The sequence below is a fragment of the Streptomyces marinisediminis genome (assembly GCF_026262575.1).
In the GTDB taxonomy this organism is placed as follows: Bacteria; Actinomycetota; Actinomycetes; order Streptomycetales; family Streptomycetaceae; genus Streptomyces; species Streptomyces marinisediminis.
Genome location: NZ_JAPKFL010000031.1, coordinates 13,420 through 31,770, shown reverse-complemented (window position 1 = coordinate 31,770; position 18,351 = coordinate 13,420). Strand labels below are relative to the sequence as shown.

General features: G+C 75.7%; 16 protein-coding genes. 4 read left to right on the top strand and 12 right to left on the bottom strand.

Annotation, left to right across the window (positions count from 1 at the left end; genetic code table 11):
- Window positions 1–28: 28 nt before the first annotated feature.
- Window positions 29–811, bottom strand: a complete 783-nt coding sequence (locus tag OSB71_RS21250; RefSeq protein ID WP_265950363.1) for an amino acid ABC transporter ATP-binding protein — start codon at window positions 809–811, stop codon at window positions 29–31.
- A gap of 303 nt (window positions 812–1,114) precedes the next feature.
- Between OSB71_RS21250 and OSB71_RS21245 the strand changes: the two genes are divergently transcribed.
- Both OSB71_RS21245 and OSB71_RS21240 read left to right on the top strand, forming a co-directional pair.
- Window positions 1,115–1,975, top strand: a complete 861-nt coding sequence (locus OSB71_RS21245) for a response regulator transcription factor (protein WP_265950361.1) — start codon at window positions 1,115–1,117, stop codon at window positions 1,973–1,975.
- Between the two features lie 17 nt (window positions 1,976–1,992).
- A complete protein-coding gene (locus tag OSB71_RS21240) occupies window positions 1,993–3,462 on the top strand; it encodes a sensor histidine kinase (protein WP_265950359.1) in 1,470 nt (489 codons plus the stop codon).
- On the opposite strand, the gene recX is transcribed toward OSB71_RS21240, so the two are convergent.
- The 6 genes from recX to OSB71_RS21210 all read right to left on the bottom strand — a co-directional run bounded on the left by recX (window position 3,459) and on the right by OSB71_RS21210 (window position 8,005).
- On the bottom strand, window positions 3,459–4,100 hold the full coding sequence (gene recX, locus OSB71_RS21235; RefSeq protein ID WP_265950357.1) for a recombination regulator RecX: 642 nt from the start codon (window positions 4,098–4,100) through the stop codon (window positions 3,459–3,461). The genes OSB71_RS21240 and recX overlap by 4 nt on opposite strands.
- A 12-nt stretch (window positions 4,101–4,112) precedes the next feature.
- On the bottom strand, window positions 4,113–5,252 hold the full coding sequence (gene recA / locus OSB71_RS21230) for a recombinase RecA (protein ID WP_265950355.1): 1,140 nt from the start codon (window positions 5,250–5,252) through the stop codon (window positions 4,113–4,115).
- Window positions 5,253–5,443: 191 nt separating this feature from the next.
- On the bottom strand, window positions 5,444–5,638 hold the full coding sequence (locus OSB71_RS21225; RefSeq protein WP_265950354.1) for a DUF3046 domain-containing protein: 195 nt from the start codon (window positions 5,636–5,638) through the stop codon (window positions 5,444–5,446).
- A gap of 287 nt (window positions 5,639–5,925) precedes the next feature.
- Window positions 5,926–6,237, bottom strand: coding sequence for an AzlD domain-containing protein (locus tag OSB71_RS21220; protein WP_265950352.1), 312 nt, complete (start codon window positions 6,235–6,237; stop codon window positions 5,926–5,928).
- Window positions 6,234–6,980, bottom strand: coding sequence for an AzlC family ABC transporter permease (locus tag OSB71_RS21215; protein ID WP_416237306.1), 747 nt, complete (start codon window positions 6,978–6,980; stop codon window positions 6,234–6,236). Before OSB71_RS21215 ends, OSB71_RS21220 begins: the two co-directional genes overlap by 4 nt.
- 20 nt (window positions 6,981–7,000) lie before the next feature.
- Window positions 7,001–8,005 carry an AraC family transcriptional regulator gene (locus OSB71_RS21210; RefSeq protein WP_323055325.1) on the bottom strand — a complete coding sequence of 335 codons (1,005 nt, stop codon included), beginning with the start codon at window positions 8,003–8,005 and terminating at the stop codon, window positions 7,001–7,003.
- A 152-nt stretch (window positions 8,006–8,157) separates the two neighbouring features.
- Between OSB71_RS21210 and OSB71_RS21205 the strand changes: the two genes are divergently transcribed.
- Together OSB71_RS21205 and OSB71_RS21200 are read left to right on the top strand one after the other, a co-directional pair.
- Window positions 8,158–12,837 carry an Lhr family ATP-dependent helicase gene (locus OSB71_RS21205; RefSeq protein ID WP_265950349.1) on the top strand — a complete coding sequence of 1,560 codons (4,680 nt, stop codon included), beginning with the start codon at window positions 8,158–8,160 and terminating at the stop codon, window positions 12,835–12,837.
- Window positions 12,838–12,869: 32 nt separating this feature from the next.
- On the top strand, window positions 12,870–13,664 hold the full coding sequence (locus OSB71_RS21200; RefSeq protein ID WP_265950347.1) for an Fpg/Nei family DNA glycosylase: 795 nt from the start codon (window positions 12,870–12,872) through the stop codon (window positions 13,662–13,664).
- Window positions 13,665–13,771: 107 nt separating this feature from the next.
- Here the strand turns inward: OSB71_RS21200 and OSB71_RS21195 are convergent, their stop codons facing one another.
- From OSB71_RS21195 to OSB71_RS21175, 5 genes are all read right to left on the bottom strand, one after another.
- On the bottom strand, window positions 13,772–14,152 hold the full coding sequence (locus OSB71_RS21195; protein ID WP_219045694.1) for a helix-turn-helix domain-containing protein: 381 nt from the start codon (window positions 14,150–14,152) through the stop codon (window positions 13,772–13,774).
- 94 nt (window positions 14,153–14,246) lie between these two features.
- Window positions 14,247–14,741 (bottom strand): CinA family protein, encoded by a 495-nt coding sequence (locus OSB71_RS21190; protein WP_416237307.1) that lies wholly within the window; start codon window positions 14,739–14,741, stop codon window positions 14,247–14,249.
- A 56-nt stretch (window positions 14,742–14,797) separates the two neighbouring features.
- The gene (pgsA, locus tag OSB71_RS21185) at window positions 14,798–15,433 is read right to left on the bottom strand and encodes a CDP-diacylglycerol--glycerol-3-phosphate 3-phosphatidyltransferase (protein ID WP_265950342.1); all 636 of its coding nucleotides are present in this window, start codon (window positions 15,431–15,433) and stop codon (window positions 14,798–14,800) included.
- Entirely contained in the window at window positions 15,430–16,944 is a 1,515-nt protein-coding gene (gene rimO, locus OSB71_RS21180) for a 30S ribosomal protein S12 methylthiotransferase RimO (protein ID WP_265950340.1), read from the bottom strand. Before rimO ends, pgsA begins: the two co-directional genes overlap by 4 nt.
- An 86-nt stretch (window positions 16,945–17,030) precedes the next feature.
- Complete coding sequence (locus OSB71_RS21175; RefSeq protein ID WP_416237305.1) at window positions 17,031–17,867, bottom strand: helix-turn-helix domain-containing protein; 837 nt, start codon at window positions 17,865–17,867, stop codon at window positions 17,031–17,033.
- Window positions 17,868–18,351 lie beyond the last annotated feature (484 nt).

The following is an 18,351-nucleotide window of genomic DNA, read 5'->3' as shown; positions in this document are numbered from 1 at the left end:
GCCCGGAGACCGGTGCCCGCGGGCGGGGTCAGTGCGCGAGGATCTTCGACAGGAAGTCCTTGGCCCGGTCGCTGCGCGGGTTGCTGAAGAACTGTTCCGGCGTGGCCTCTTCGACGATGCGGCCGTCGGCCATGAAGACGACCCGGTTCGCGGCGGAGCGGGCGAAGCCCATCTCGTGCGTGACGACGACCATCGTCATGCCGTCGCGGGCCAACTGCTGCATGACCTCCAGGACCTCGTTGATCATCTCCGGGTCCAGCGCGGAGGTCGGCTCGTCGAAGAGCATGACCTTGGGTTCCATGGCGAGCGCGCGGGCGATGGCCACGCGCTGCTGCTGGCCGCCGGAGAGCTGCGCGGGGTACTTGTCGGCCTGGTTGGCCACGCCGACCCGGTCCAGCAGTGCGCGGGCGCGCTCCTCGGCCTCCGCCTTGCCCTTCCGGCGCACCTTGAGCTGGCCGAGCGTCACGTTCTCCAGCACGGTCTTGTGCGCGAACAGGTTGAAGGACTGGAAGACCATGCCCACGTCGACACGGAGCCTGGCCAGCTCCCTGCCCTCGGCGGGCAGCGGCCTGCCGTCGATGGAGATGCTGCCGGAGTCGATCGTCTCCAGCCGGTTGATGGTGCGGCACAACGTGGACTTGCCCGACCCCGAGGGGCCGATCACGACGACCACCTCGCCGGGGGCGATGCTCAGGTCGATGTCCTGGAGCACGTGCAGGGCACCGAAGTGCTTGTTGACGTTGTCCAGGACGACCAGCGGCTCCGCCGCGGGTGCGGTGTCCTCGTCCTTCGTCACCGATACTGCGCTCATCGGCGTCACTCGCTCCGTCCTCGTCGGTTGAGGGGACCTTAGTGACGGCCGTGAACCCACGTCACCACATCTGAGGGGAAATTGAGCATAACGATCCGGACACCTACGGCCACGTTGCGTGACACCCCTCGGTCGCGCGCGTTCCGGCTGAATAACGGTGGGCCGAGGGCGCCCGGGCGCCCTTGACGGGCGGCGGCCGGATCGGCGTGGATGCTGCGTACGGCATGCCGGTGAGCGGCATGGGAACCGGCGGGGAACGGATCGGGACGGCGGCGGGCACGGTGCCCGCGGACGGGAGGCGGCATGCGGTTGCTGCTGGTGGAGGACGACGAGCACGTCGCCGCCGCGCTGACCGCCGTGCTCGCCCGCCACGGCTTCCGGGTGGTGCACGCCCGCACCGGCGAGGAGGCGCTGGAGCAGTTGCTGCCCGACGACAGCGGGGCGCCCTTCGCCGTCGTGCTGCTCGACATCGGCCTGCCCGACCAGAGCGGCTTCGAGGTGTGCGGCCGCATCCGGCGCCAGAGCGGCACCCCGGTGATCATGGTCACCGCGCGGGCCGACGTCCGCTCCCGCATCCACGGGCTCAACCTCGGCGCGGACGACTACGTGGTCAAGCCCTACGACACCGGTGAGCTGCTGGCCCGCATCCACGCCGTCAGCCGGCGCGCACTCCCCGGTGACGCGGCCGGGGCCCCGCGCGCGGTCGCCGGCCCGGGCGGTGCGGGCGGCCCGGGCCGGACCGGGCGCGACGACGCGGCGGGAGCGCACCCGGCCGGGGCCGGGGCGGCCGGCGCGCGGGCGGCGGGAGCACCGGTGGCGAGCGCCGCCCCCGCTCCGGGAGCGGCCGGCGGCGAGGCATCCGCGGCGCCGGGGCTGCGCCTCGGTCCGGTGCTGATCGAACCCGCCAGCCGCCAGGTGCGCGTCCACGGCGAGCCGGTGGCGCTGACCCGCAAGGAGTTCGACCTTCTCGCCCTGCTCGCGCAGCGCCCCGGCGTGGTCTACCGGCGCGAGCAGATCATCAGCGAGGTGTGGCGGACGAGCTGGGAGGGCACCGGGCGCACCCTGGAAGTGCACGTGGCCTCGCTGCGCGCCAAGCTCGGGCAGCCCGCGCTGATAGAGACCGTGCGCGGCGTCGGCTACCGGCTGGCCGCCGCGGCCGCGTGAGCCGGTAGCCTTCCGCGGTGCGCACCCGCCTGCTGCCGCTGCTCATCGTCCTGATGGCCGGTGTGCTGCTGGCCCTCGGATTCCCGCTCGCCGTCAGCATGGCCTCGGCCGAGCAGCAGCACGTCGTGGTGGACCGGATCGACGACACCGCGCGCTTCGCCGCGCTCGCGCAGTTCGTGACCGAGCGGCCCGCCCCGGTCGGCCAGCCGGGCGCCGAGGCCCGCGTGGCCGAGAGCAGGCCGGACGGCCGGTTGGCCACGCTGACCGAGGAGCTCGCCCGGTACCACGAGCTGTACGGCATCCGGGCGGGCGTCTTCTACCGCGACGGGCGGGCGATGGCCGCCGCGCCCGACGGGTGGCGCAAGCCGTCCGGCGGGGAGGGGGCCGCGGCCTTCGCGGAGGCGCTGGCCGGGCGGCGCAGCCACGACCCGCCGCAGGTGTGGCCGTGGCAGGACAGCCGCATCGCCGTCGCCTCCCCGGTCATCCGGGACGGGGACGTGGTCGCCGTGGTGCTGACCGACTCCCCCACCGGGCCGCTGCGCTCCCGCATCCTGCGCGACTGGGTGCCGCTGGCGGCGGGTGAGGCGGCCGCGATGCTGCTCGCGCTGGGCGCGGCCTCGCGGCTGGCGGGGTGGGTGCTGCGGCCGGTGCGCGATCTGGACAAGGCGGCCCACGACATCAGCACCGGGCGGCTCACCTCGCGGGTGGCCGCCGCGGGCGGCCCGCCGGAGCTGCGGCGGCTGGCGCACTCCTTCAACGAGATGGCCGACCACGTCGAGGACATCCTGGAACAGCAGCGGGCGTTCGTCGCCGACGCCTCGCACCAGCTACGCAATCCGCTGTCGGCGCTGCTGCTGCGCATCGAGCTGCTCGGCCTGGAGCTGCCAGCGGGCAGCGCGGACTTCGCCGCCGTGCAGGGGGAGGGCAAACGGCTGGCCCGGGTACTGGACGATCTGCTCGGCCTGGCGACGGCCGAGCACAGCCGCGCGGACCTGCGGCTGACCGACGTGGGCGAGGTGGCCGCCGAGCGCGTGGCCGCCTGGCGTCCCGTGGCCGAGCGCAAGGGCGTGACGCTGGCCTCCCGGGGGCTCGCCGCCGCCACCGCCTGGGCCGACCCCGTCTCCCTCTCCAGCGCCCTGGACGCCGTGGTGGACAACGCGGTGAAGTTCTCCCCCGAGGGCGCGACCGTCACCGTGACCGTCGCGGCCGCCGGTGACCGGGTCACCATCGAGGTGGCCGACGGCGGGCCGGGGCTCACCGCCGAGGAGCTGGAGCGCGTCGGCGACCGCTTCTGGCGCAGTAGCCGCCACCAGAACGTCTCCGGTTCGGGGCTGGGCCTGTCCATCGCCCGCGCCCTCCTGGCCGCCGGTGACGCGACCCTCGCCTTCGCTCCCGGCGTCCCCGACGGGCTGCGGGTGACCCTCACCCTCCCCCGTACGGCCCCGGAGGGCACCACCGAGCCGTCCGCCCGCCTGCCGGGCCGCTAGCCGTCCGGCAGGTACTCCTCCAGCGTCTCCGCGCACCGCGCGTCCTCGGCCTCCAGCGCCTGCCGGACGACGCGGAGCGCCACGCCCTCGGGATAGCCGCGGCGGGCGAGGAGGCCGGCCAGGCGCCGCAGGCGCTTGTCCGGCGGCAGGCCCCGGGTGGTGCGCAGCTTGCGGTCCACCAGGGCGCGGGCGGTCTCCTCCTCCTGGCCCGGATCGAGTCGCTCCAGAGCGCCGTCGATGACCGCCGGCTCCACCCCGCGCGTCCGCAGCTCCCGGGCCAGGGCCCGCCGGGCCAGACCACGGCTGTGGTGCCGGGAGTCCACCCACGCGTCGGCGAAGCTCGCGTCGTCGATGAGCCCGACGTCCTCGAAGCGGGCGAGTACCTCCTCGGCCGCCTCGGCCGGGACGTCCCGCTTGCGCAGGGCGTCCGCGAGCTGGGCCCGGGTGCGGGGCGTGCCCGTGAGCAGCCGCAGGCAGATCGCCCGGGCCCGCTCGACCGGGTCTCGCGGCTCAGCCGGTCCCGCCCCTGCGGCCTTCGCGTACTCAGGTGGTACCGCCTCCTCGGCCCTCGACGAGGAGGCGGCACCACCGTCCTGGGGTGGCGGGCTGCTGTCCGGCCAGTCCGTACGCCGTGTCATGCCGCGCCCGGGTCAGCTCTTCGCCGCGCTGGCGGCCTTGGCGGCCCTCCCCTTGGCGGCGACCGCCGCGGCCTTGGCCGCGGGCTCCGCGGTGGGAGCGGGTGCGGGCGCGCCGTCGGCGGCGTCCGGACCCGGCTCGCCCGCGGGCTCCTGCACCCGCACGCCGATGCCCAGCTTGTCCTTGATCTTCTTCTCGATCTCGTTGGCCAGGTCCGGGTTGTCCCGCAGGAAGTTGCGGGCGTTCTCCTTGCCCTGGCCGAGCTGGTCGCCCTCGTACGTGTACCAGGCACCGGACTTGCGGATGAAGCCGTTCTCCACGCCCATGTCGATCAGGCCGCCCTCGCGGCTGATGCCCACGCCGTAGAGGATGTCGAACTCCGCCTGCTTGAAGGGCGGGGCGACCTTGTTCTTGACGACCTTCACCCGGGTGCGGTTGCCCACCGCGTCCGTGCCGTCCTTCAGCGTCTCGATGCGGCGGATGTCCAGCCGCACCGAGGAGTAGAACTTCAGGGCCCGGCCACCGGTCGTCGTCTCCGGCGAGCCGAACATGACGCCGACCTTCTCGCGGAGCTGGTTGATGAAGACCGCCGTCGTCTTGGACTGGCTCAGCGCGCCGGTGATCTTGCGGAGCGCCTGGCTCATCAGCCGGGCCTGGAGGCCGACGTGGGAGTCGCCCATCTCGCCCTCGATCTCGGCACGGGGCACCAGGGCCGCGACGGAGTCGACCACGATGAGGTCCAGCGCGCCGGACCGGATGAGCATGTCGGTGATCTCCAGCGCCTGCTCGCCGTTGTCCGGCTGGGACAGGATGAGCTGGTCGACGTCCACCCCGAGCTTCTTGGCGTACTCCGGGTCGAGCGCGTGCTCGGCGTCGACGAAGGCGACCGTGCCGCCCGCCTTCTGGGCGTTGGCCACCGCGTGCAGCGTGAGCGTCGTCTTACCCGAGGACTCCGGGCCGTAGACCTCCACCACCCGCCCCCGGGGCAGCCCGCCGACGCCGAGGGCCACGTCCAGCGCGGTCGACCCGGTGGGGATGACCTCGATGGGTTCGTTCGGCCGCTCGCCCAGGCGCATCACGGCGCCCTTGCCGAACTGGCGTTCAATCTGCGCGAGCGCGGCGTCGAGCGCCTTGTCGCGGTCGGTTCCTGCCATGGGTCCCACCGGTTTCTGATTCGATCGCTTCACGTCCGCCGACGCTAGCGGCTGCCACTGACAATCGGTCCGGGCAGCCCCGGCCCGTCCGCCGCCACCCATGGGAATCGATGTTCGATTTTCGTGTCAAGTTGCCGCGCCGCCCGTGTGGAGAACGGAAAAAGCCCTGGTCAGAGGGGGCGCGTAGGGAATCAGCGCAGCTCCGCGGGGACGTCCATCGCCGCGCAGACCCCCCGCCACACGTCCTTCGCGTTCCACCCCGCGTCCAGCGCCTCGTGCACCGTGCGGCCGCCGAGTTCGGACATCACGTGGTCCCGCGCGAAGGAGTCCGCGTACGCACCGCCGAAGTGCGCCGCCATCCGCTCCCAGAAGTCCGTCAGCCGCATGCCCCCAGTATCGCTCAGTACTCCGCGGTACCCCGCGGTACTCCGGCAGTACCCCGCAGCCGCGACGGCCGCGACGGCCGCGACGGCATTGACAAGGCTCTTGCCCGCGCGACCGCGGCGATCCCCCGGGCGGCCACTCACTCCGCCCACACCGCCCACGTCGCCGCCCCGCACCCCCACACCGCCCATACCCGCCCGCGCGGCCCACGGGCACGCGTCCCGCGCGCCCCGCGCGTCCCGCGTGGCCCACGCGGCCCCCGCGACCCGCTCCACCGCCCGCGCGCCCGTCAGCCGCCCAGCGCCCGCGCCCCGGCGGTCACGACGACCGCCGCGCCGATCACCACCAGGAACGGCGCCCGCAGCAGCAGCGCCAGCGCGGCGGCTCCGAGCCCGGCGGCGCGGGCGTCCAGCGCGAGCGCCCCGGCCTGGCCGCCGAAGGTCTGCAACCCGGTGAGGGCGGCCAGCAGGGCGACGGGCAACAGCGCCGCCAGCCGCCGCACGAGCGGCCGCTCCAGCGCTCCGGCCGGGACGGACAGGCCGAGCAGTTTCACCAGGTAGCACCCGGCCGCCGTCACGGCGATCGCCCACCACACGCTCATCGCCCGCCTCCCCGCCGGGTGACGCACAGCACCAGTGGCGCCGCGAGCCCCGCGGCCAGCACCGGCACTCCGGCCGGCAGCACCGGGTGGGTGGCCAGGGCCAGCGCCACGGCCAGCACGGCCACCGCGCGCTCGCCGGCGGTGCGCAGCATCGGTGCGAGCAGGGCGAGGAACACGGCGGGCCCCGCGGCGTCCAGACCCCAGGCGGCCGGGTCGCCGAGCGCGGCGGCGCCCAGGTGGCCCAGCAGCGTGGTGAGGTTCCACAGCAGGTACAGGGTGACCCCGGTGACGGCGAAGCCGAGGCGCGCGGAGCGCCGGTCCGGCTGGGCCAGGGAGACGGCGGCGGTCTCGTCGATCACCCAGTGCGCGGCCAGCGGGCGCAGCCGCCCGGGCAGCCGCAGCAGGCCGGACAGCCGCAGGCCGTAGAAGGCGTTGCGCACCCCGAGGAAGAGCGCCCCCGCCGCGGCGGTGGCCGGGGCTCCCCCGCCGGCGAGCGCGCCGACGAGGGCGAACTGCGAGGCGCCGGTGAAGACCAGCAGGCTGAGCGCGCACGCCATCGGGAGGCTGAGGCCGGCGCCCGCCGCCGTCACGCCGAAGGCGAAGCCCGACAGGCCGACGGCGGTGCCCACGCCGAGGGCGTCGCGGACGACGGCCCGGTCGGCGCGGGAGCGGTGCGGCGCGTCGGGCGGGGGCACGGTGGGCTCGGGCGGGTCCGGGTTCCGGACGGGAAGGTCCTGGGTCACGCCCGCACGCTAGCCATCCGTTATGACAGCCGTCTTGTACGTTCTTGCGCGGTACACGCAGGCGCGGCGCACGCTGCCGCCCGGGGCGCGCGCCGCCCGCGCGCCGGGCGCACGACGCTCCCCTGCCCGGCTCGCGCGCCCGGTAAGTCAGCCCGCGTGCCGGGCGTGCGACCGCGTGCCCGCTGGTACGCGCCCGGCGGGACTCCGACGATGCGCCTGAAGTGCCTGCCCAGGTGCGGCTGATCGGTGAAGCCGCAGGCCACCGCCGCCTCGGCGGGCGGCACGCCGTCTTCCAGCAGCCGCCGGGCACGCCGCACGCGGGCATCGGTGAGCCAGGCGTGCGGCGGCATCCCGTAGGCGTCCTGGAAGGCCCGGCTCAGCGCGAACGGGCTGGTGCCCAGCTCCGCGGCGAGCCGGGCGAGCGTCGGCGGATCGGCCATCCGCTCGACCAGCACGTCCCGGGCCCGCCGCGCCGTCCGCGCCCCCGCGCCGGCGGGCGCACGGAGCGCGGCGGGGGCGCCGTGCAGCCGCAGCAGCCGCGCGACGGCGTGCCGCAGCAGACTGTCGGCGGCCAGCGCGTTCCCCGCCTCGGCGGCCCGGTGGACGCCCGCGATCAGCGCCCAGGCGCGCGCGTCCACGGCGTCGGGGGCGGCGAAGGAGGGCGTGCCGCGCAGCCGGGTCGTCTCCGCGGCGATCTCCGCGACGAGCCCGGCCGACGGGTAGAGCGTGCGGTAGGTCCACCCCTCCGGGCGGCCCGCGCGGGCGGTGTGCGGCACCTCGGGATTGATCATGACGACGCCGCCGCGCCCGGCGCGCACGGTACCGCCCGGCAGCCCGACCTCCTCGACGCCGCCGGTGACGGCGCAGACCACGTAGCCGTCGTGCGCGTGCCGCGCGAACGTGTGCCGCACGTAGTGCGCGGACAGCAGGTCGAGCCCCGGCAGCGCCTCGTACTGCCAGTGCCGTGCCCACTCCCGTCCGCTCACCCGTCCATTGTGCGCGCCGCCTCCGCCCCCCTCGCACACCCGTACGCCCACCCTCGCCCCCACCGCCCCTGTCCCACCCCGGCGCACGCGCCGCGCGCAACGCGCACGCCGCCCCCACGCGCACGCCGCTCCCGCCCCCACGCCCGGGCCTTGCGGAAGCCGTTGTCAGTGGCCCGGTGCACGATGGGGGCATGGGTCACCCGACGGCTCACCCCGCCCTGGACGGCTTCTCCCCCGCGACCCGCGCGTGGTTCGCGGGGGCGTTCCGCGCGCCCACGGCCGCCCAGGTCGGCGCCTGGCAGGCCCTGCGGCAAGGCGCGGACGCCCTGGTGGTGGCGCCCACGGGTTCGGGCAAGACGCTGGCCGCCTTCCTCGCCTCGCTGGACCGGCTGACGGCCGTGCCGCCGCCCGCGGAGCCGCTCAAGCGCTGCCGCGTGCTCTACGTCTCGCCGCTGAAGGCGCTCGCGGTGGACGTCGAGCGGAACCTGCGCAGCCCCCTGACGGGCATCCGCCACGAGTCGCTCCGGCAGGGCCTGCCCGAGCCGGACGTGCGGGTGGCGATCCGCTCCGGGGACACGCCCGCCACCGAGCGCCGCGCCCTCGCGCGCCGCCCGCCCGACATTTTGATCACCACGCCCGAGTCGCTGTTCCTCATGCTCACCTCGCAGGCCCGCGAGGCGCTGAGCGGCGTGGAGACGGTGATCCTGGACGAGGTGCACGCCGTGGCGGGCACCAAGCGCGGGGCCCACCTGGCCCTCTCCCTGGAGCGCCTGGACGCGCTGCTGGACGCCCCGGCCCGCCGCGTCGGCCTGTCCGCGACGGTGCGGCCCGTGGAGGAGGTCGCCCGCTTCCTCTCCCCGCAGCGGCCGGTGAAGATCGTCCAGCCTCCGGCCGAGAAGGAGTTCGCGCTCCGGGTCGTCGTCCCGGTGGAGGACATGGGCGAGCTGGGCGGCTCCCCGGTGCCCGACGCCGACGAGGTCACCGCCAAGCCCTCCATCTGGCCGTCGGTCGAGGAGCGCATCACCGATCTGGTGCAGGCCCACCGCTCCACCATCGTCTTCGTCAACTCCCGGCGCCTGGCCGAGCGGCTGTGCAACCGGCTGAACGAGATCGCCTACGAACGGGCGACGGGCGAGCCGCTGCCCGAGCACCACTCCCCCGCCGAGCTGATGGGTGGCTCGGGGGCGGCCGAGGGCGCCCCGCCGGTGCTGGCCAGGGCCCACCACGGCTCCGTGTCCAAGGAGCAGCGCGCCCAGGTGGAGGAGGACCTGAAGGCGGGGCGGCTCCAGGCCGTCGTCGCCACCTCCAGCCTGGAGCTGGGCATCGACATGGGCGCGGTGGACCTGGTCGTGCAGGTGGAGTCGCCGCCGTCGGTCGCCTCGGGCCTGCAGCGGGTGGGCCGGGCCGGGCACCAGGTGGGCGCGGTCTCGGCGGGCGTGGTCTTCCCCAAGTACCGCGGCGACCTCGTGCAGTCCGCCGTGGTGACGGAGCGGATGCGCCAGGGGGCCATCGAGGCGCTGCGCGTTCCGGCGAACCCGCTGGACGTGCTGGCCCAGCAGCTCGTGGCGATCACCGCCATGGACACCTGGGACGTGACGGAGCTGCTGACGCTGGTGCGCCGGGCCGCGCCCTTCGCCGCGCTGCCGGAGTCCGCCTACACCGGCGTGCTGGACATGCTGGCCGGACGCTACCCGTCCGACGCCTTCGCGGAGCTGCGCCCGCGCGTGGTGTGGGACCGGGTGGCGCACACGGTCAGCGCGCGCCCCGGCGCGCAGCGGCTCGCCGTCACCTCCGGCGGCACCATTCCCGACCGCGGTCTGTTCGGCGTCTTCCTCGCCGGGGCCGATCCCCAGCGCGGCGGCGGCCGTGTCGGGGAGCTGGACGAGGAGATGGTGTACGAGTCGCGGGTGGGGGACGTCTTCACGCTGGGCACCACGTCGTGGCGCATCGAGGACATCACGCGCGACCGGGTGCTCGTCTCGCCCGCCCCGGGGGTGCCCGGTCGGCTGCCGTTCTGGAAGGGCGACCAGCTCGGGCGCCCGCTGGAGCTGGGCCGCGCGCTGGGCGCGTTCGTGCGCGAGGTGGGCGCCCTGGCCGCCGACGCCGCCGCCGCCCGGCTGACCGCCGCGGGCCTGGACGAGCTGGCCGTGCGCAACCTGCTGGCGTACCTGGCCGAGCAGCGCCAGGCGTGCGGCCACGTGCCGGACGACCGCACGATCGTCGTGGAGCGCTTCCGCGACGAGCTGGGCGACTGGCGCGTGGTGGTCCACTCCCCCTTCGGCGCGCAGGTGCACGCCCCCTGGGCGCTGGCGCTGGGCGCGCGGCTGACCGAGCGGTACGGGCTGGACGCCCAGGTGATGCACGCCGACGACGGCATCGTGCTGCGCCTGCCCGACGCCGACCTGCTGGGCCTGGACGGTCCGGACGGCCCGGACGGCCCGACCGGCGCGGAGGGCCTGTCGGGGCCGCCCGCGCCGGTGGGGCCGGGCGGGGCCTTCGACGCGGAGCGGGCGCCGGTGGGCGCGCAGGACGTGCTCTACGAGCAGGGCGAGGTCGACCAGATCGTCACCGACCAGGTGGGCGGCTCCGCGCTGTTCGCCGCCCGCTTCCGCGAGTGCGCCGCCCGGGCGCTGCTGCTGCCCCGCCGGGACCCGGGGCGGCGCACGCCGCTGTGGCAGCAGCGCCGCCGGGCGTCCCAGCTTTTGGAGGTGGCCGCCGAGTTCGGCTCGTTCCCCATCGTCCTGGAGGCGGTGCGCGAGTGCCTGCAGGACGTGTTCGACGTCCCCGGGCTCGCCGAGCTGATGGGGGACGTGGCCGCGCGCCGGGTGCGGCTGGTGGAGGTCACCACGCGCGAACCCTCGCCCTTCGCCCGCTCCCTGCTGTTCGGGTACGTCGCGCAGTTCCTCTACGAGGGCGACACGCCGCTGGCCGAGCGCCGGGCCGCCGCGCTGTCGCTGGACTCGCGGCTGCTCGCGGAGCTGCTGGGCCGTGCGGAGCTGCGCGAGCTGCTGGACGCCGAGGTGCTGGCCGGCCTGGAGGCCGAGCTCCAGTGGCGCACCCAGGAGCGCCGCGTCAAGGACGTCGAGGCGGTGGCCGACGCGCTGCGCGTGCTCGGCCCGCTCACGGAGGCGGAGCTGACCGAGCGCGGGGCCGAGCCGGGCTGGGCGGCGGAGCTCGCGGCCGCCCGGCGGGCCATCACCGTGCGCGTCGGCGGCGTCGAGCACTGGGCGGCGATCGAGGACGCGGGGCGGTTGCGGGACGCGCTGGGGGCGGCGCTGCCCGTCGGCGTCCCCGAGGCGTTCACCGAGCCGGTGCCCGACCCGCTGGGTGACCTGCTGGCGCGCTACGCCCGCACCCACGGCCCGTTCACCACCCAGCAGGCGGCGGCCCGGTTCGGTCTGGGCCAGGCCGTGGCGGACGCCACCCTGCACCGCCTGGCGGCCGAGGGCCGACTGGTGCAGGGCGAGTTCCACCCCGCGGGCGCCGGGCAGGAGTGGTGTGACCCGGTGGTCCTGCGCAGGCTGCGCCGGCGGTCGCTGGCGGCGCTGCGCGAGGAGCTGGAGCCCGTCCCCGCCCCCGCGCTGGCGGCGTTCCTGCCCCGCTGGCAGCACGTGGACGGCGGCGGGCTGCGCGGGGTCGACGGGCTGGCCAGGGCCGTCGAGCAGCTCCAGGGCGCGGCCGTACCCGCCTCCGCGCTGGAGCGCCTGGTGCTGCCCGGCCGGGTGGCGGACTACACCCCGGCGCTGCTGGACGAGCTGACCACCACGGGCGAGGTGGTGTGGGCCGGGGCGGGCGCCCTTCCCGGCAAGGACGGCTGGGTCGCGCTGTACCCGGCCGACACGGCGCCGCTGCTGCTGCCCGAGCCGCACCCGCTGGAGCTCACCGAATTGCACCAGGCCGTGCTGGACGCGCTGGCCGGCGGGTACGGACTGTTCTTCCGCCAGATCGCCGAACGGGTGCGCGCGGCGCTCGGGGAGTCGTCGGACGCCCGGCTCGCCGACGCCCTGTGGGAACTGGCCTGGTCCGGGCGGCTGACCAACGACAGCCTCGCCCCGCTGCGCAGCCTGCTCGGCTCGGGCCGGACGGCGGGCTCGACGGCGCACCGGGCCCGCCGCGCCCCGCCGCGCGGCCGCTACGGCTCGCTCGCGCTGCGCGCCGGTGGCTCCGGCGGCCAGGCGGTGTCGCGGAACGGCCCGCCCACGGTGTCCGGGCGCTGGTCCCTGCTGCCGCCGCGCGCCACCGGGGCGGAGGACGCCACCCGGCGCGCCCACGCCACCGCCCGCACACTGCTGGACCGGCACGGCGTGGTCACCCGGGGGGCGGTCGCCGCCGAGGGGGTGCCGGGCGGTTTCGCGGCCGTCTACCGGGTGCTGTCGGCGTTCGAGGAGAGCGGGCAGGCGCGGCGGGGGTACGTGGTCGAGCATCTGGGCGCCGCGCAGTTCGCCGTGGACGGCGCCGTGGACCGGCTGCGGGCGGTCAGCACGGCGCGGGAGCGCGAGCGCGCACCGCGGGCCGTGGTGCTCGCGGCGGCCGACCCGGCGAACGCCTACGGGGCCGCGCTGCCCTGGCCGGAGCCGCCCGAGTCGGCCGGGCACAAGCCGGGCCGCAAGGCCGGTGCGGTGGTGGTGCTGGTGGACGGCGAGCTGGTGCTGTACCTGGAGCGGGGCGGCAAGTCCCTGCTGGCGTGGGGCGAGGGCACGGCGCTGGAGGCGGCCACGGCGGCGCTGGCCGAGGCGGCCCGCGCCGGGACGCTGGGCTCGCTGACCGTGGAGCGGGCCAACGGCGCCCCGGTGCTGACGGCGCCGCTGGGCCGCGCGCTGGAGGCGGCGGGCTTCCACGCCACGCCGCGTGGGCTGCGGCTGCGGCCGTGAGCGCCGGCGCGGGCGGCTGAGAGGCTGGTGGTATGCCCGAGGGAGACACCGTCTGGCGCACCGCGCGGCGGCTGCACGCCGCGCTGTCCGGTGCGCGGCTGGTCCGGGGCGAGCTGCGGGTGCCGGAGTTCGCCACCGCCGAGCTGGCGGGCCGCGAGGTGCTGGAGACGGTACCGCGCGGCAAGCACCTGCTGACCCGGTTCGACGGCGGGCTGACGCTCCACTCGCACCTGCGGATGGACGGCGCCTGGCGGGTGTATCCGGCGGACGGGCGCTGGACGGGCGGCCCGGGCCACGAGATCCGGGCGGTGCTGGCGTCGGCCGGACGCGCGGCGGTCGGCTACCGGCTGCCGGTGCTCGCGCTGCTGCCGACCTCGGCCGAGGACGGCGTCGTGGGCCACCTCGGGCCGGACCTGCTGGGGCCCGACTGGGACGCGGCCGAGGCCCTGCGGCGGCTGCGGGCGGCGGCCGACCGGGAGATCGGCGAAGCCCTGCTGGACCAGCGCAACCTCGCCGGGGTGGGCAACGTCTACCGCTCCGAGCTGTGCTTCATGGCCCGCCTGCCCCCGTGGACACCGGTGGGCCGGGTGCCCCACCCCGACCGCCTCCTGGCGCTGGCGCGGCGCCTGCTGGACGCGAACAAGGCCCGCGTCGAGCGCTGCACGACCGGCGACCGGCGCCGCGGCCGCATGCTGTGGGTCTACGGCCGCGGCGGCAAGCCGTGCCTGCGCTGCGGCACGCCGGTACGCCGCGCCGAGGCGCCGGGCCCGCGCGGCACCGCGCCCCGGCCGCTGTACTGGTGCCCCCGCTGCCAGCCGGAACGCTGACCCCCGCCGGGCGGGCGCCGCCGTCGTCCTGCCTGCCCGGGGCCGCGAAACGCGCGGTGCCGAGGCCGCGAGGGCCTCGGCACCGGATCGCGTGGTGCGGACGGGCGTCAGGCGGCGACGACGTCCACGGCCTCCTGCGGCCGCTTGATCGTCACGCGTTCGTCCGGACGGCCGGTGACGGAGGTGACCGACACCGGGTTGAGCATGGGCCGCATCGGCGCCGGTACCGCGTCGCTCGCGGCCGACTGGGCCAGCTCGGCCAGGGCCAGCTCGTCACTGACCTCGCGCATCAGCTCGGACATCGGGACGTCCAGCGCGTCGCAGATCGACGACAGCAGTTCGGAGGAAGCCTCCTTCTGCCCCCGTTCCACCTCGGACAGGTAGCCGAGCGAGACGCGCGCGGATGCGGAGACTTCGCGCAGGGTACGGCCCTGACGCTGGCGCTGCCGACGCAGCACGTCACCCAACAGGCGACGGAGCAGAATCATCGGTGGCTCCCTCCTCGGACCGTGAACCTGAGTCCTTCATGCCCCACCGTACCGCCTACAACCGTGGCCGTGCGGGGAGCTATGTCGTGTTCACTCAGGGCTGTAAACATCCTTCTTCCCCACGGTGTTCCGTACTCTGTCCCCCGGCCTTCTCCAGAAGTTCCCCGCACAGCAGGCGGAGAACGGCCTGGACGCTCTCGCGCCGGATCTCCGCGCGGTCGCCGTCCAGGTCCAGGCGGCGGGCGGTCGGCTCACCGCTCGGGCCGGCGACGGCCACGTACACCCGGCCGACCGGCTGCCCGTCCTGTGGTTCGGGTCCGGCGACCCCGGTGGTGGCCACGCCCCAGTGGGTACCCAGCAGCTCCCGGACCCCACACGCCATCTGCCGCGCGACTTCGGCGTCCACCGCGCCGCGGGCGGCCAGCAGCTCCCCGTCCACGCCCAGCACGCGCCGCTTCAGCTCGGTGGCGTAGGCGGTCACCGAGCCGGCGAAGGCCCGCGAGGCCCCGGGGGCGGCGGTGAGGGCGGCGGCCACCAGGCCCCCGGTCAGGGACTCGGCCGCGCTCACCGTCTCGCCGCGCTCGACCAGCCGGGAGACCGCGTCGGTGGCCGAGTCGGGCGGGGGGTCGGCCACGGTCTCCTCCGTCACGACGCCCTTGCGCGCGTCCGGCCCGCCCGGCGCAGCACCACGGCCTGGCGGACGTAGTCCACCGCGCTGAGGGCGGTCAGCAGCACGGCGACGGCCATGACCCACCAGCGCAGGCTGGCCAGCGGTCCGTCGAGCGCGAGGATGTACATGCCCACGGCGACGCCCTGGGTGAGCGTCTTGAGCTTGCCGCCGCGCGAGGCGGGGATCACCCCGTAGCGGATGACCCAGAAGCGCAGGAGTGTGATGGCCAGTTCGCGGCCCACGATGACGCCCGTCACCCACCAGGGCAGGTCGCCCAGCACGGAGAGGCTGACCAGGGCCGCGCCCATGATGGCCTTGTCCGCGATGGGGTCGGCGATCTTGCCGAAGTCGGTGACGATGTCGCGGCGGCGGGCCAGCTCGCCGTCGAACAGGTCGGTGATCATGGCGACGGTGAACGCCGCCCAGGCCAGCGAGCGCCAGCCCGGGTCGTGCCCGCCGTCGGCGACCATCAGCAGCACGAAGCCGGGCACCAGGGCCAGCCGGAGCATGGTGAGGATGTTGGCGATGTTCCACAGACTCACGTGCCGGGCTGCGGTCCGGCGCCCCGCCCGCGGACCGCTCCCGGCCGTGGAGGCCGGGATGCCTGTCATGGGGACGCCTCCTCGACGGTCGCCGGCTCGGCGACCAGATCGACTCCTTCGGCCGCCACCGCCCTCGCCTCGACCATACGTCCGGGGACGAGATCGGCGCAGCCGGGACCGGTCAGCCGCACCAGCCCGTCGGTCTCGGGCGCCTGGTGGGCGGCCCGGCCGAGGACGCCCTCACCCTCGTCGACGCTCTCCACCAGAACCGACAGCCGCTCGCCCACCCGCTCCTCGGCGCGCTGCGCGGTCAGCTCCTCGGCCAGCGGGGTCAGGTGGGCCAGCCGCTCGGCGACGGCCTCCGGGTCCAGCTTGCCGTCGTATCCGGCGGCCTCGGTGCCGTCCTCGTCGGAATAGCCGAACACGCCTATGGCGTCCAGCCGCGCCCCGGTCAGGAAGCGCTCCAGCTCCGCGAAGTCGGCCTCGCGCTCGCCGGGGAAGCCGACGATGAAGTTGGAGCGCACCCCGGCGTGCGGCGCCTTGGCCCGGATCGTCTCCAGCAGCTCCCAGAACCGCTCGGTGTCCCCGAAGCGGCGCATGGCGCGCAGCACCGTGGGGGCGGCGTGCTGGAAGGACAGGTCGAAGTAGGGCGCGACGTTCTCGGTGCCGGCGAGCACGTCGATCAGGCCGGGCCGCAGTTCGGCGGGTTGCAGGTAGCTGACGCGGACGCGTTCGATGCCGTCGACGGCGGCCAGCTCCGGCAGCAGCGTCTCCAGCAGCCGCAGGTCACCGAGGTCCTTGCCGTAGGAGGTGTTGTTCTCCGAGACCAGCATGACCTCTTTCACCCCCTGCTCGGCCAGCCAGCGGGTCTCGCCCAGCACGTCGGCGGGGCGGCGGGAGACGAAGGAGCCGCGGAAGGCCGGGATGGCGCAGAAGGTGCAGCGCCGGTCGCAGCCGGAGGCGAGCTTGACGGACGCGACGGGGCCACCGCCCAGGCGGCGGCGCAGCGGGGCGCGCGGCCCGGAGGCGGGCGCGACCCCGGCGGGCAGGTCGGCCGGGGCGCCGGCCGCCGGGTCGGCGGCCTCCCCCGGGCCGGCGGCCGCGTGCCCGGCGTCCCCGTGGCCGGGCAGCGCCACGCCCGCGCCCTGCCGTTCGGCGGGGCTGACGGGGAGCAGCTTGCGTCGGTCGCGCGGGACGTGGGGGGCGTGCACGCCGCCGGAGAGGATGGTCCGCAGCCGGTCGGAGATGTCGGCGTAGTCGTCGAAACCGAGGACGCCGTCGGCTTCGGGGAGGGCCTCGGCCAGCTCCTTGCCGTACCGCTCGGCCATGCAGCCGACGGCGACGACGGCCTGGGTGCGGGCCTGACCCTTGAGGTCCCCGGCTTCCAGCAGGGCGTCGACGGAGTCCTTCTTGGCGGCCTCCACGAAACCGCAGGTGTTGACGACGGCGACGTCGGCCTCGGCGGCGTCGGGGACGAGCTGCCAGCCGTCCGCTGCCAGACGGCCCGCCAGCTCCTCGGAATCCACTTCGTTACGGGCGCAGCCGAGGGTGACCAGGGCGACGGTACGGCGATCGGGCATGGGCTCACCCTACTTCGTCGCGCGCGCACCGAGAGCCGGGCCCTGCCGGGCAGGCGGGCCCGGCGTGCGGGACGCGGCGGTGCGGATCAGCCCTGTGCCGGGTCTCCCTTGGTGTAGGTCAGGCGCTGGACCTGGTCGACCTCCCCCACGGTGTCGACCCGCTTGCCGTTGACGAAGACGTCGATGGCGCTCGGGTTGCCGAGCACCAGGTCGATCTTCTCGTCGTCGGTGAAGGTCTCGCTCCCGCCGTCCTTCAGCACCCCTTCGTGCAGCAGGCGGCCGGTGTGGTCCTGGGCGGAGATCCAACTGTTCCCGCCGTTGGCGACGAGCTTGACGGTGACCTTGTCCGCCGGGGCCGCCGCGATGGCGCTGTCGGACGGCTCGGGCGCGGGCGCCGCGGAGGCGGTGGGGCTCGGCGAGGCCTGCGGGGTGCCCTGGTCGGTGGCCACGGTGTCGCGGCCGCCCTCGTCATCGCCGCCGAGGAAGGTGAAGCCGACGAAGCCGACGACCACGACGATGGCCGCGACCATCGCCGCCGTCCAGTTCGGGCGGCGGCGCTCGGGCCGGAGGCGCTCGGCCTCGAACAGCGGTGCGGCCTCCGTGGGCTTCGGCCGCCCGCCGTGCTCGGCGTCGTACTGGGCCACCAGGGCCTGCGGGTCCACCCCGACCGCCTTGGCGAGAGCCCGGATGTGGCCGCGGGCGTACACGTCGCCGCCGCAGCGGGAGAAGTCGTCCTGTTCGATCGCCTGCACGATCGGGGTGCGCACGCGGGTCGCGGTGCTGACCTGTTCGACGGTCAGGCCCGCGTCGAGGCGGGCCTGGCGGAGAACCCGGCCGAGCGGCGGCCGTTCCTCGTCGGGCAGGGCTGAAGTGCGGTCCTCTTCGGGGGAGTTGCCGGGGCTTCCGGGAGTGCCGATGGACACGAGGGCGCCTTTCGAGCGTGTAGCCACCTGCTGGACATTCAGTCTAGGGGGGTCAGGAGAGGGGCGGGCAAGCGGGCGGGAGGGGTTTGTACGCCATCAGGATGGCCGACCGCCCACGGGCCCACGGGCCCGCACCGCCGCGACGGCACGGGTGATGTTCCGCTTACCCGCCTAACGGGACGTGAGGCATAACGAAACGGTTGCCCGTGTGCTCCTTACGGATGAGCGTCGCCCCGGTCACGGCTCGGACTCGCCGACGGCGGGCCCGGCCGCGCGTACCGCTCCGACCAGGTCCTTTCTTTCGGATTCCCCGGGTTCCCCCCGGATCTCCGCCCCGGTCCCACCCGGATTCCACCCTCCCGGAGCAACGCCGCGCGCCCCGGGCACCGCCCGCCCCGGGCACCGCCCGCCCCGCACCGGCGCGGCCCGCGGGGCCTCACGCCTCCCGCGGATGACGGTGCCTCACGCCTCCCCGCGGAGGGCG